This window comes from Pontibacillus sp. ABV4_188 (assembly GCF_056311905.1).
The window spans coordinates 2,475,851-2,488,463 of record NZ_CM149975.1 but is presented as its reverse complement, the minus strand read 5'-3'; the positions used below and the strand labels follow the sequence as shown (position 1 = coordinate 2,488,463).

Annotated in this window: 15 protein-coding genes; 11 read left to right on the top strand and 4 right to left on the bottom strand. The window is 36.7% G+C overall.

The window, feature by feature from the left end:
• Positions 1-18: 18 nt before the first annotated feature.
• Together ACYX4O_RS12810 and ACYX4O_RS12805 are read right to left on the bottom strand one after the other, a co-directional pair.
• Positions 19-393 (bottom strand): hypothetical protein, encoded by a 375-nt coding sequence (locus ACYX4O_RS12810; RefSeq protein ID WP_476351462.1) that lies wholly within the window; start codon positions 391-393, stop codon positions 19-21.
• A gap of 27 nt (positions 394-420) precedes the next feature.
• Positions 421-873 (bottom strand): NUDIX hydrolase, encoded by a 453-nt coding sequence (locus tag ACYX4O_RS12805; RefSeq protein WP_476351461.1) that lies wholly within the window; start codon positions 871-873, stop codon positions 421-423.
• Between the two features lie 351 nt (positions 874-1,224).
• Here ACYX4O_RS12805 and ACYX4O_RS12800 point away from each other — a divergent pair, with 351 nt between their 5' ends.
• From ACYX4O_RS12800 to ACYX4O_RS12790, 3 genes are all read left to right on the top strand, one after another.
• Positions 1,225-1,977, top strand: coding sequence for a phosphotransferase family protein (locus tag ACYX4O_RS12800; RefSeq protein WP_476351460.1), 753 nt, complete (start codon positions 1,225-1,227; stop codon positions 1,975-1,977).
• A gap of 166 nt (positions 1,978-2,143) precedes the next feature.
• Positions 2,144-3,367, top strand: a complete 1,224-nt coding sequence (locus tag ACYX4O_RS12795) for an MFS transporter (RefSeq protein WP_476351459.1) — start codon at positions 2,144-2,146, stop codon at positions 3,365-3,367.
• An 80-nt stretch (positions 3,368-3,447) separates the two neighbouring features.
• Positions 3,448-4,131, top strand: a complete 684-nt coding sequence (locus ACYX4O_RS12790) for an alpha/beta fold hydrolase (RefSeq protein WP_476351458.1) — start codon at positions 3,448-3,450, stop codon at positions 4,129-4,131.
• A 41-nt stretch (positions 4,132-4,172) separates the two neighbouring features.
• On the opposite strand, the gene ACYX4O_RS12785 is transcribed toward ACYX4O_RS12790, so the two are convergent.
• Positions 4,173-4,451, bottom strand: a complete 279-nt coding sequence (locus ACYX4O_RS12785; RefSeq protein WP_476351457.1) for a hypothetical protein — start codon at positions 4,449-4,451, stop codon at positions 4,173-4,175.
• A 285-nt stretch (positions 4,452-4,736) separates the two neighbouring features.
• Here ACYX4O_RS12785 and ACYX4O_RS12780 point away from each other — a divergent pair, with 285 nt between their 5' ends.
• The 7 genes from ACYX4O_RS12780 to ACYX4O_RS12750 all read left to right on the top strand — a co-directional run bounded on the left by ACYX4O_RS12780 (position 4,737) and on the right by ACYX4O_RS12750 (position 10,629).
• Positions 4,737-5,279, top strand: coding sequence for a group-specific protein (locus ACYX4O_RS12780; protein ID WP_476351456.1), 543 nt, complete (start codon positions 4,737-4,739; stop codon positions 5,277-5,279).
• A gap of 136 nt (positions 5,280-5,415) precedes the next feature.
• On the top strand, positions 5,416-6,132 hold the full coding sequence (locus ACYX4O_RS12775) for an MBL fold metallo-hydrolase (RefSeq protein WP_476351455.1): 717 nt from the start codon (positions 5,416-5,418) through the stop codon (positions 6,130-6,132).
• Between the two features lie 662 nt (positions 6,133-6,794).
• Positions 6,795-7,184, top strand: a complete 390-nt coding sequence (locus tag ACYX4O_RS12770; RefSeq protein ID WP_476351454.1) for a hypothetical protein — start codon at positions 6,795-6,797, stop codon at positions 7,182-7,184.
• 348 nt (positions 7,185-7,532) lie between these two features.
• Positions 7,533-8,012, top strand: coding sequence for a GNAT family N-acetyltransferase (locus ACYX4O_RS12765; RefSeq protein WP_476351453.1), 480 nt, complete (start codon positions 7,533-7,535; stop codon positions 8,010-8,012).
• Positions 8,013-8,072: 60 nt separating this feature from the next.
• Positions 8,073-8,195, top strand: a complete 123-nt coding sequence (locus ACYX4O_RS12760; RefSeq protein ID WP_476351452.1) for a hypothetical protein — start codon at positions 8,073-8,075, stop codon at positions 8,193-8,195.
• Between the two features lie 137 nt (positions 8,196-8,332).
• Entirely contained in the window at positions 8,333-8,848 is a 516-nt protein-coding gene (locus ACYX4O_RS12755; protein WP_476351451.1) for an N-acetyltransferase family protein, read from the top strand.
• A gap of 560 nt (positions 8,849-9,408) precedes the next feature.
• Complete coding sequence (locus tag ACYX4O_RS12750) at positions 9,409-10,629, top strand: MFS transporter (protein ID WP_476351450.1); 1,221 nt, start codon at positions 9,409-9,411, stop codon at positions 10,627-10,629.
• A gap of 324 nt (positions 10,630-10,953) precedes the next feature.
• Here ACYX4O_RS12750 and ACYX4O_RS12745 read toward each other — a convergent pair whose 3' ends face one another.
• Complete coding sequence (locus ACYX4O_RS12745) at positions 10,954-11,790, bottom strand: DUF2268 domain-containing putative Zn-dependent protease (RefSeq protein WP_476351448.1); 837 nt, start codon at positions 11,788-11,790, stop codon at positions 10,954-10,956.
• Positions 11,791-11,963: 173 nt separating this feature from the next.
• On the opposite strand from ACYX4O_RS12745, the gene ACYX4O_RS12740 reads away from it, so the two are divergent.
• Positions 11,964-12,449, top strand: a complete 486-nt coding sequence (locus ACYX4O_RS12740; RefSeq protein WP_476357127.1) for a tetratricopeptide repeat protein — start codon at positions 11,964-11,966, stop codon at positions 12,447-12,449.
• Positions 12,450-12,613: the final 164 nt, after the last annotated feature.

Sequence of the window (12,613 nt, the reverse complement as noted above, 5' to 3'; positions counted from 1 at the left end):
TCCTTATCTTTATAAAACTTACTTAGAGGGCAAGTTTACTTCTTCTTCAATAATTGAAAATTCATCAAAGAACCCTCTTACTTTTAAGTCCAAGTGGTAGGAAGGGTCTGCGAGATTGCGGTAAGCTACATCTTTTCTCATGGTAAATACACCAGAAGTATAACTCTCCTTTGCGGTAACCATAGTGATTTGCTTTTCTTTTCCGTTCTCATTTTCTACTTCCGCCTCAAATGAATCGCAGGTTACATCGAGGCATCGGACATCATAGTGATTCTTTAGCCACAAGGCATAATCCGAATTGTCAGGCTTCATGATCATTAAGAGGATGCTGACCATTATAATGATGTATACTGTAGCCGAAGCGACAATGAGTAGGATGTGTTTTATTTTCAAGTCAATACCTCCTCAGGGATGAAAGGGTTATAAAGTACTTTTTTCAAAATACGCTTGTATGTAATTCCAATATGATTCATTAAGTCCTTCAGGCAATTCATGAATGGGGAAATACTTAAGATCAATAGATTCTGATTCATCCATCTGAATGCTACCTGATGGATTGTAAGTCACATAGACTGAAGTGATCGAATACAGTTCGTCTCCATTACTTAATTTTAAATAATATTCAGGTCCAGAGAAAACATCCAGCAGTTCCAACTCACCAAGAGTAAGACCTGTCTCTTCTTTCACTTCTCTTCTTGCAGTATCCTCCAAGCTTTCACCCAGTTCCATCAACCCACCAGGGAGCCCCCACTCACCATCACGCCGATGTTGAAGCAATAGCTTACCTTCCTCATTAATAATAATGACGGCCGATCCAGGCAATAGTAAGGGGCTTGAACCTACAAGTTTTCTAAGTTCCATAACATAGCTCATTTGTATTTCCTCCTGAATTTACATAAATCAGATAATTCAAATATGTTACAATATTAACAGTTTTTGTGACTATGCGCATTGTTAGCTTGGGAAACCCTGCATATATAACATGATAAACGTTTAAAGTAGACCTTGTTTATAAAGGAGTGAATAAGATGTTAAGTAATTTTGGAATCTTCGGCATCATTCTTATGTTAGTAATGTTGGTAATAGGTGTAGGAATTGGTGTCTTAATTGTTAAAAGTATTAAAAAGTCATAAAAATCATCCCAAAAAAGAAAAAGTTTTAATAATCTAGCTATGCTCAATTTGGGAATAAGCAAGCATTGAAGTAATAGAAGGAGAGATGCACATGATTCTTGGGGAACCTATCGCAGAAGGAAATACGGCCATTATTTATATGAGTGACGGACATGTAGTAAAAGTGTTTAAAGACCATTTACCAAGTACAGAGGCGCTGAAAGAAGCGAAGAAACAAGAATATGCCCGTTCCTGTGGAATTCCTGTGCCCCGGATTATTGACGTGCTAACTCATGAAGGTAAACCGGCCCTTGTAATGGAATACATAAAGGGAAGATCGATTGGAGAACGCTTTACGGAAAGTCCTGACCATGCTGAACGCTATTTAAAGCGGTCTGTGGAGGTTCAAGTCACCATGCATTCATTTCCTGGTGACGGTTTGGAGTCTATGACTGAGAAACTAGCAAACCAAATTGCTTCAGCTCCTATGATTGAGTCTGTGCAAAAACAAAAGCTAATAGATTTACTAAAGGGATTCCAATATAATCCGAAGATTTGCCACGGAGATTTTCACTTATATAACCTTATTCAATCGGAGTCAGATATTACGATTATTGACTGGGTTGATGCAAGTTCGGGCGATCCTCGAGCTGATGTGTATCGTACGTATTTGCTTTACCTGCAGCACTCGCAAGAACTGGCAGATTTGTATCTACGTCTATACTGTGAGAAGAGCGGTTTGGAGAAAGAGGAAATCCTACAATGGGCGCCTATCATTGCAGGTGCTCGCTTAAGTGAACATGTGGCAACGGAAGATGTTAATCGCCTACTTAAGATTGCGAATCATTATTGTCCTGTTTCGTAAAAGATTCCTTCATCATCCCCTCCAACATTTGAAACTTGTGAACGAAAAAGAGAACGAATCGTCTTGGAGAAGATTTGATGTGAAATTTAGAAAGAAAGTAGGTCATAACGCAATGTAGAAACTCCTTTTTATCAGAAAGAACAATTGATAAATAGGAGGGCGTATGATGAAGAATTCTTTTCGATTACTATGGAGCGGTCAGATGCTCGCAAATTTTGGTGATGTGCTATATATAGTTGGGATTATTACGTTTCTGTATGCTTCAGCGGAATCGGCATTTGTATTAGCCATGCTTCCGTTCTTGAATACATTCGGCCGGTTTATGAGCGGAATGGTATCTCCAATCTTAATGAATCGGTATCCTTTAAAGGCATTGCTTGTGGCTTCACAGGTGAGTAAAACAGTCGTTTTGTCCGTATTAGCCACATGGAATACACTTTCACAAGTTCCCATTCTCTTCTTGTTCGTATTTATTCTGAGCATTGCACTGTTAGATGGCTGGGCGTTACCAGCAACAGATGCAATGCTACCTAGATTAGTGAAGAAAGAGGAGCTCGTGAAGGCGAGCAGCTTCGTCTCGATTGTAACAGAGAGTACACAGCTAGGGGGATGGGCGATCGGTGGGCTACTTGCCTCCCTCATCGGTGGACAAAACTTAATTTGGTTAACCTTTATTCTCTTTGTCACCTCAACTGTACTCTTAAATGGGGTAAGGGATCCAATTCCTTTTAAGAAACAAAATGGAAAAAAGAGAATGATAGGAGAGCTAAACGAAGGGTTTAATGTGATTTGGCGCTCTAAGCTGTTTCGCGTTATTCATATTGAAATGGGTATGCAGGCTATTGCCAATGTCGTATGGGTGGCTGCGATTATCTATGTCTATGTCGAAGAAGTGCTTGGTCGATCTGAGGCGTGGTGGGGGTATCTTAACACATGTTTCTTCCTTGGTATGATTGCAGGAGGATATATTTGTGCTAGATACCACAATCGTTTGGAGCACAATTTACGTTCATACATGGTAGGGGCTTCTTTTGTTGTCGTGGTCATGACACTCTCGTTTGGCTTTACCCAGGTAGCCTGGTTAGCGTTAGCCCTGGCTTTCCTCCATGGCATTTTCGGCCAAGTAAAAGGTGTGGCACTGAACACATTTTTACAGAAAGAAGCTACAGATGAACAACTTCCCAAGATCTATGGCCTTCAGTCTGGCGTTTTCTCCCTCATATTCGGAGTATCGACCTTGCTGTTTGGAGCTTTAACAGAGTGGTTTGGTGTTCAGTATGTGTTTCTGTTATCTGGAATTCTGTTATTGATAGGCACGATTTATTTAATGTTCAATAGATTGGTGTTTCCGAAATACAGCAAAACGCAAGAGGTCGAGGTTCATATGTAAGAAGTTAGGGGGGATCCATGGATTCCCCCTAATTGAAATATAAGAAGTAGTCTAAGATTATTTAAATTGAGGTGAAATAAATGGATAAAGTATATATGTTACATGGGTTTATGGGAACAGGTCCCTCGCACTTCTCAGGACAAATATCTTTCTTTCAAGACAGCTATGAAACGATTGTAATGGATCTACCTGGACACGGAACGTCGAAAGTGGAGGCTAATGAAGACTATTTTGACCAAGCTTTAGATTGGGTTATTGAACAAATCAAAGAGAAAGGTGAAGGGTATATTTTAGGATTATCATTAGGCGCTTCTCTTGCTATTCATGTTGCATTAAGAGAGCCAAGCTTGTTGAAGGGCATTGTCCTAACTGGTTATTCCCCGTTTATACCAGACCATTTTAAGAGTGTTATGGAAACACAATACCACTATTTCACCAATATCGAACAGAATGAGCCAAATACTGCTAACCAATTAAAGGAACTTCACGGAGATAAGTGGTATGACACGTTAAGGAAGGTCTTATATTCTCAGACTTATCATTATCCAACTGTTTCTGATGAAACCTTAAGGGAATTAAAGGTGCCAATGTTGATTCTTAACGGCAGTAACGATATGCACGAAGTAGATGCTGTACAATACATAAAAGAAAAGAATAAAAATATTAATATTGGACTAATTCCTAATGCTGGTCATACAGCAAATATGGATCGTCCTGAAGTTTATAACATGATGGTGAACGAGTTTTTTAATCGTTCTTATTAGAATAAGAAAGAGAAGTCATTAGGCTGGCTAATTAAAAGAATTTACATATTTCTAGAAACGAATTCAATAAGAATAGCTGCTAATAAAGATACTCCAAACACAAATGAAAGAATAATCATAAGAACAATATCAGTAATGGGCTCGTAGGATTGAGAGATATAAATCATTTTTAAATAAACGATACCAATACTTAAAGCTGCAGCAACAGAAGGTATGTATTTCATAAGCCAATGTGATTTATTCCGGCTAAGCTGATATAGAAGAAGGGATAACAATGTGGTCAAGATGATACCAATAAACAGTAATAGAATAGCATTCACATTTCACGTCTCCTTTTCTGTAGTTATGTTATGGACTTCTTCAGTATAGCACTCTTACCTTAATTACAGTTCTATACCCGTTATCATGAACATCACTAAATAAAGGGTATTATATTTAACGTTATAAATAAAAAAAGGCAACCTGAAATAACCAGGCTACCTTTTTCTAGTACTATTATAACACTAATAACCATTAAATGTAATTATTTATTTACCGGAATATTCTGGTAATATGTATAGAGTATGATTCTAAAGGGGGAATGCTACATCCAATACATTTATCACATGGTACCTAAAAACATGAAAGGTGAAAGTTTAGTTCCGCTAAATCGTTTAAAAGATAAAGAGTTGCTCAACCTTTATAAGAAAAAGTATTACGATCATCCAGAAAGACCTAAGTTGTTAGAAAAGAGAATTCCCAAACTAGACTGCCTGTGGAATGATGTTGTTCATTTTTTACCTGTTCAACCATACTTCGTATACAAAACCTTAAAGGACTTAGGTGTAAACATAAGTAGCCAACTACAGTTTTATAAAATCCCGATTACAAGTTTAGATCATAATCAAAATGTGATTTATCTAAATGAGAAAGAAAGCTACAAGGGGCCGGCGTCGGCAATTGGAGAGGATCAAATCCATATCATTAACTCAAGCAATTATAAAGAGCTAACGACTCTTCCGTCTGCAACGATTGAATACTTCGAGGAACAACACCATAAAGGCGAGAAGCGATTTGGGATGTTTCATTATATACCACATATCCTGAGCTTAGGAGAAGTGAATATCACTAATGCTGAAGTGATAAGGTGGAACAGACCTCCTGAATAATACATGGATCTCATTATTAAGAGGTCCAATTTAAATGTGATCAACTCCATAAACTCGTATTTTCAAGACTCCGTCCTCCTTGGGGGTGGAGAAAAAAGGAGTTGTAAAACGAATACCATTAGTTTGGAGTGATTGGATGAGAGTGACGAAGGAAAATCACATTTATCAGTTAACCTATATGCCGCACCTCTTCCCTGTAAATTGTTATCTTGTTGAGGAAGTAGACCACCTTATTCTTATTGATGCTGCACTTGCTACAAACAAAAAAGCGATTTTAAAAGCAGCAAGCGTTATAGGGAAACCGATAAAGAAAATTGTATTAACTCATGTTCATAGCGACCACATTGGCGCTCTTGATGGATTAGTAGCTGAGCTTCCAAACGTTGAAGTCATTATCCCGAAAAGGGAATTAAAAATCCTCGAGGGTGATTTATCGTTAGAAGAAGGAGAAGGCACAAACACGATTAAAGGCGGAGCACCGAAAAATGTAAGAACGAGGCCTGACCGCTTACTTACTGAAGGAGACAAAGTCGGTTCGTTAATGGCCATTGAAGCACCTGGGCACACCCCTGGGCAGATGGCTTACCTGGATAAGCGAACAAATAGCTTAATAGCTGGTGATGCTTTACAAACCAGAGGTGGGATTGCGGTAGCAGGAGATCTTCGTTGGACATTTCCATTTCCAGCATTGGCGACCTGGAATAAGGAGGTAGCTCTTCAGACAGCAGAGAAACTCTTATCCTATCATCCAACTTATTTGGCAGTCGGACACGGCAATTCTATAAAAGACCCGTCAAGCGATATGAAAAAAGCCATACAGCATGCCAAACGTTCATTAGAGAAAGGAAAATAAATAGTGACCGCAAGACCTGGCTTAAACTAAACTGATCTTCATAAGAAAGAACGGTTTAAGATCGGTATCGAGATTGAGGAATCAAGAATACATTTAGTAGAGGTCTTCTTAAAGGGAATAGAATGAAATCAAAAGTAGACCTGACAAAAAGGATAAATAATGGTATAAATAGTCCCGTTTATTTTGTGGAGAAACTTACAATTTAACGTTCTAGTTAGAAGACCAAATCAAGTGTGTTTGGTCTATTTTTACTGGCTCTGTTAATTTGTAGTGTTGATGTTGTTCCATATAAGTCCCCCTTAAATGAAAGACTCGAAACTAAGATCATTTGCCACTGATCGTGAGTTAAGGCTAACGTTTTTTATTGGGTTGGGAGTAAGAAGGGCCGGGGGAAAACACTCGCTTTCCTGTGGACGAACTCCCAAGCTTCCTCGTTCGCTTCGCTCTTTAACAGAGCCTTTTTATTTGTAACCGTACAAATCCCCGAGATAATAAGTTTGTTGTTCGGGGTGTTGAAAAAACTGGAAAGTAAGGAGGTGTCTGGTATTATATGTTAAAATAAAATTGGAATTTGGAGAACCAACTTAACTTAAATCAAAGAGTTATTTAATAAAGATAATGGGTTACTATGGTAAATTGGGTCGCGAAGGGGAAATTAATGCATGCGGATTCCAAAGACAAACAATCGTAAATGGTGGATTCTTTTTATAATCGTATTCTTTATTTCTTTGGGTGGTTCATTATACTATGTTTACTTTTATACACCTAAGAATTCACTTGAATTATATCAAGCGATTTCTTTTGCAGATGATTTTGAAGAGGCACAACAACTAACCTTAGAGGGTTATCAAGATAACTTTAAGAAAGAAGATTTTGATTTTATAAATAGGTTAGATACGAACGCTGATAGCGTAGGACAATTCACTTTGATTGAGTATGGGGAAAAAACTTATGTAATTATGACTTCACCAGGAACACCAAGATTAAAAATTCTTGCAGTAGAAGAGTTACCGACCGATATAAGAAACTACTTTATTGAGTTGTCTAAATAAAAATTATTTTATTCAACAAACGGGTGCTATTGTTGAGCAAGTACAAGCGCTTTTATTAGTAACGCGGAAGTAATGTTTAATAAAGTTGTACAATCGGCAGGTTTGTTTAAGAAAGAAGTAATAAAAAGTAAAATGGTTAATCAGGAGGTCATGATGAAAATTATTAGAGATACAGGTAAAAGCTTTGATATAGAATATATTATTTCTAAAAAATAACAAGAAAAGCAGATTGTTCAAAGAAATAGTTGCCGCTTGTGCTGCGGGGGGTGTTGTTAAGGTAGCACTTTACTATTGAGGTAAAGGAACAAGTTAATATAAAAAGTGTATAGAACAATTGAGGTGCTTATAATGGAAATCTTCCAAACTAAGTATTTATCGAGAAATAAAATAATAGATTTTTTTCAGTTTCATTGGGGAAGCCCTGAAATGGTGATCTCAAGTGGCGTATACGATTGTAGCGCATTAGATGGTTTTACTATTTTAAATGGAGAAGATGAAATCATTGGTTTAATTACATATATAATTAAAGATAATGAATGTGAAATTATTTCATTAGACAGTACTGAAGAAGGTAAGGGGATTGGATCCTCCTTAGTTCAAGAAGTAGAAAATCTTGCTATTAAGAGTAAGTGTAAACTTCTTAAACTAATAACTTCAAACGATAACTTATCAGCTTTAAAGTTTTACCAAAAACGAGGTTTTACCCTGTATCAAATAAAACGTAATGCAGTTGAAAAAGCAAGAAAGTTAAAACCAGAGATACCTTTAATTGGCAATGATGGTATTCCTATAAGAGATGAGATTGAATTGATAAAGGTCTTGAACTAGAGGAGGGGCGATTGCTGAATAAGAGTATTCGTTTCTTTCATTAATGGGGTGGATGTAGGTATGAACACTATGGTAATTTTGGCGTTTTCTCTTGCGACAGGTGCGTCAAGCCTTGCATTATTTGCATTTTCGAAAGTAGAAAAATTGGAAAAAAGAATTAAAGCACTTGAAGCCAATAAGTGAGAATGGTAAAAGGAATATCTATTACAATCCGTCAAGTCGCATATATGCAGCTAGGAAAAACAAACTTGTTGAAAGGGAACTTAGGTAGACTCAACTAACTTTTTATTACAAATATCATTTATACATGGAGGGGTTTAATGAGGATTCGAAGAGCGTCAGATGGTGACGCCGAGGGGATTGCTAAGGTACATGTGGATAGTTGGAGGACGACTTACAAAAACATTATACCTGACGAGTTCTTACAAAATTTATCTTATGAACAGAGAACAGAGTTATGGAAAAGGAATATCTCAAAAGATGGTAACTTTGTTTTTGTTGCAGTAAAGGAAAATGGGGAGATCGTCGGATTTGCCGATTGTGGAAAGAGAGAACATAACAGCAATGAGAATGCTGGTGACTTAACTTCAATTTATCTTCTTGAAGAGCAACAGGGTAAAGGGATAGGGAAACAGCTGATGAAGCGGGTTTTTCAACAACTTAGAGAGTTAAGCTGTAATAAAATATTTGTCGAAGTATTAGATGATAATAAAACTCGATTTTTTTATGAGCATTATGGTGCAAAATTTTTAAGAAAAGAGGAAATTAAAATAGGTGGCGCTGAATTATCGCTTCTCATATATCATTGGGAAAGGATTGATGGAGTAACTATATAGATATCTGAGTGATTCATATTGCCTGATTTGGTGAAGTTTATACCCTTTGATAACGATATTTAAGAAATTTCTAAGGATGCTGGCGTGTCCTATTTTCTTATTAATTCCCATACTTTATTTTAAAAATATAAATAAATGAAACTTTATTAGGGGTTACATCATCTAACAATTAGAGTGGTTGTAACGGTAGTTCATGAATGGGTACGAAACCGCTGGGAAAGGTGATCATCATAGAGGTTGATGTAGCACCTGAAAGAATTGATTACTATTAATGGCAAGAAAAGAGGTGGTCTTTTGAGTTATGTCCCAATTGTGTCTCTTTCAGTGGTATTTATAATTTTAACTTTAATTGTGTTATTAATACTTTTACTAATTAAAATTATGAACTGATTTATTCGTTTGGTATGGAAAAGGGCTTAAGGCAACATATTCTTATGTGGGTTAAGCGTCGAAAGAATCATGCAGGAGATGAAAGTAGAAACTTAGATTTTTGCCACTTTCTTATCAAATCAATAGAGGTGTTGAAAATGTTTTCATACTATTTGGTGAACCGCAATTTCATGAAAATGTGGGCATCAAATTTAAGTAGTATATTAGGAGGGCGATTTAAGGAGCTAGCCATTCCGCTCATTGTTTTAAGTTTAACTAAATCTCCGTTCATTACAGGTTTAGTAGCCCTTTCTCAGCAACTAGGTTCTATTCTACTAGCAGTGCCAATGGGAACTTGGATTGAAGGTAAGAATAAGCGTACTATTGCGGTATTTTCAAAACTCTTTTCCTTTATTATTGTTTCCTTTCTGTCATTACTGCTATTGTCCAATCACATCAATAGTCTGCTCATTGCTTCGTTATTATTCTTGGCAGGTGTGAGTGGCCTTGCAAGCAGAACGGCTTTTAATGCTATGATCCCATCTGTGTCCGGGAGAGATAAACTCGTAAATGCTCATACAAGCTTGGAGGCAGCAGATGCTATTGCGACCCTCATTGGACCCCTTATAGGTGGAATCCTTATTGCTAGGTATGGGGCTTCTATGACTATGGCGATTTGTGGTCTATTTATTTTACTCTCGATGATCTGGATGTGGAGGGTAAAGTATACAGAAGATGTTGGTGCATCTCCTTCAAAAGAGAACCAGGTCCGTGAGAAGATGAGGTCATTTGCGGAGAAATCTAAAGAAGGATTCAAGTACTTGGTAGATAATGAATTCCAATTTATTAGTACAGTGACGATATGTGTACTAAGTTTTTCCACCTCTTTCGTCGTGCTAACTGTAATTATTCATGGGAAGAATACCCTCAATCTTGACCCTGATTCAATAGGTTTTCTTCTAGCGTGTGCAGGAATCGGTAATATAGTAGGTGTTCTCTTGTTAAAGTGGATGAATCAGCTGAGTTGGATCCCGACATTAGCTGTTCTTCTTGCGATCTCAGGGGCGGGAACTTTTTTATTAAGCATCAGCTATAATTACTGGTTATCGTGTTTCGGTATGGTCTTATTTGATGGAGCTTTATCGATGGCGTTTGTCGTGCAAGCCTCTGTTCATCAAGGAATCACACCTGATGGAGCCCTCTCAAGGGTGAGAAGTTCCACTTACGTGTTAGGAGGGATTTTCGCTATGCTGGGTTCGTTCTTATCTGGAGCCATCCCCGCTTTTGCTACAACAAATGCAGCGTTAGTTATAGGCGCGTTGGTTTTAATGATCCCTGCCATTTATATTTACTCTCTTAAGGAGAGAAGTGTTCCTATGAATCAAGTAGAGCCTATATCATTAAAGGGATAGCGTTCAAATAGATATTTACTGTTTAAACAATGCATTTCCACTTGTATTAAAAGCGTTTGATTGGTTAAGTACCGGAAATTTAGGTTTAGAAGCTAATACATATGAAGATTGGAAAGTTTTAGAATAATTAGTTCTGTTTTAAGGCTAATGAGTGCGATTGCTGAACAAGAGCGTCGCTTCTTCCATAGTTGTTTCTCAAGAAGATTAGTTAAGTTTCCGGGGAGGAAAATTAACCCTTAGTTTAGTTTTTATATCAAATATATGATCAGAAACAAAAACAGCACTCAAAAAGGCTTGGAAATCATTCCAAGCCTTTTTGTCATTTCATTCATAATTATTAATAGAAGCACTAACATCGTTCTCATACGCTTCAATAAAATCCAAAACATCAATAAAGAAAAGGTCATTGTAAGTACCTATTGGATTGTTTTTTACATAGCTTTTGATCATCTTATGAGCAAATGAATATCCGAACATTTGTGGGATTCCTTTATTTGAATCCCCGAAGCACAATAGACTTTTAATTGTGTCGTCGGTTGTGTTAATCTGTTGCTTTGCTTTTTCCCAATACTCCGATTCTAGTTCTCTAGAAAAATCCTTTTTCCACCACCTTTTATCTTCATACAAGTTTAGACTGAAGTACTCCGCCGTCCCTTCCATCTTGTACCAGTCACCTAGAGTGAAGGTTTCTAATGATAATTCGTATATCGGGTTTTTAGGAGATGCGTGGTGTAATTCGTGAGCAATCAAATACCTTAAAAATTGTTCGTCTGGATTTGGTGGGATTGCTATTTGAATGCTATTGGGACTATTCGTAAAGCCATTTGTCCAGATGCTTCTATCAAAGTTTTTAAACCAAGGAAAAGGTATAGCAGGAACGATTGTTACTTTCACGTTATCTAACGTTATATGTTGGCGTACTTGTAATATGGTATCTTCAACTATTTCTTCAACTATCCTTGTATCCCATTGAAAAGCCAAAGCTTCTTCTTGACTGAAATTCTGAAATTGAAGCAATTTAAAGCGTTGAGCAATGTGCTTCCATTCTTTCATCCAGCTATTGCTATCAATTAGAGGTCTTAATTCGGCTTCCAAAAATTCCTCTATTGTATCTTTATGCGTCCATAGTTTTTCAGGGGTTAGCTGGTTAATTTCATTCAAGATGATCCCTCCTATTTCACTAAATCCTAACACAGGAAGAAAATAAAGATAATATTATTACAGAATTTTCAATAAAAATTGGGATTTAATGTTAAAATGAGTTCAGAAGTTCTAATTGTGTAAACGAGGTAGAGATATTGGAATAAATAGATTAAGTATTGAAGGTGAGAAGATTGGAAAAAGGTTTAGCAAAGGCTATTGAATTACGGAAGAGTGGAAATCATAAAAAATCTAACACATTACTTATGGAACTGGTACAGGAGAAACCCGAAAATCCCACAATCAACTATCAATGCGCTTGGAGTTTTGATTTATTAGGAGAAGAATCAGAAGCAGTCCCCTTATACGAACATGCTATTAAATTAGGGCTGTCTAAAAGTGAACTGGAAGGTGCCTTATTAGGATTAGGAAGTACATATAGAACATTAGGAGAATATGAGAGGTCAAAGAGGACATTTCAGAAGGGAATTGAATTATTTCCAAACAATAGAGCCATTCAAACCTTTTATTCGATGACTTTATATAATTTGAATGAGCACAATGAAGCGATGGAGTTGTTACTAAAGTGCTTAATTGATACAACCAGGGACGATAAAATTCTAGGTTATAAAAAAGCAATTAATTTCTATTCGAATAAATTAGATGAAATTTGGGATTAGTATTTTTATGGTTTTAAGTGCTAACATGACTGTTTCATGAAATGAGGGGTCTTGCTAAATTAACGATTTGATAAGTCTATGGTTTGGAGTAGGTATTGCCTTTTTGTATTAATATCGTTTGTGGTATATACAAATATAATAAATAAGTAGTATCAGGAAACTGA

What these genes read in the sequence shown, in the direction of transcription:
- ACYX4O_RS12755 (WP_476351451.1), top strand. Translation starts at nt 8,333, where the DNA reads ATGAGGATTCGAAGAGCGTCAGATGGTGACGCCGAGGGGATTGCTAAG.
- ACYX4O_RS12775 (WP_476351455.1), top strand. Translation starts at nt 5,416, where the DNA reads ATGAGAGTGACGAAGGAAAATCACATTTATCAGTTAACCTATATGCCG.
- ACYX4O_RS12765 (WP_476351453.1), top strand. Translation starts at nt 7,533, where the DNA reads ATGGAAATCTTCCAAACTAAGTATTTATCGAGAAATAAAATAATAGAT.
- ACYX4O_RS12790 (WP_476351458.1), top strand. Translation starts at nt 3,448, where the DNA reads ATGGATAAAGTATATATGTTACATGGGTTTATGGGAACAGGTCCCTCG.
- ACYX4O_RS12780 (WP_476351456.1), top strand. Translation starts at nt 4,737, where the DNA reads ATGGTACCTAAAAACATGAAAGGTGAAAGTTTAGTTCCGCTAAATCGT.
- ACYX4O_RS12805 (WP_476351461.1), bottom strand. Translation starts at nt 873, where the DNA reads ATGAGCTATGTTATGGAACTTAGAAAACTTGTAGGTTCAAGCCCCTTA.
- ACYX4O_RS12760 (WP_476351452.1), top strand. Translation starts at nt 8,073, where the DNA reads ATGAACACTATGGTAATTTTGGCGTTTTCTCTTGCGACAGGTGCGTCA.
- ACYX4O_RS12800 (WP_476351460.1), top strand. Translation starts at nt 1,225, where the DNA reads ATGATTCTTGGGGAACCTATCGCAGAAGGAAATACGGCCATTATTTAT.
- ACYX4O_RS12770 (WP_476351454.1), top strand. Translation starts at nt 6,795, where the DNA reads ATGCGGATTCCAAAGACAAACAATCGTAAATGGTGGATTCTTTTTATA.
- ACYX4O_RS12795 (WP_476351459.1), top strand. Translation starts at nt 2,144, where the DNA reads ATGAAGAATTCTTTTCGATTACTATGGAGCGGTCAGATGCTCGCAAAT.
- ACYX4O_RS12750 (WP_476351450.1), top strand. Translation starts at nt 9,409, where the DNA reads ATGAAAATGTGGGCATCAAATTTAAGTAGTATATTAGGAGGGCGATTT.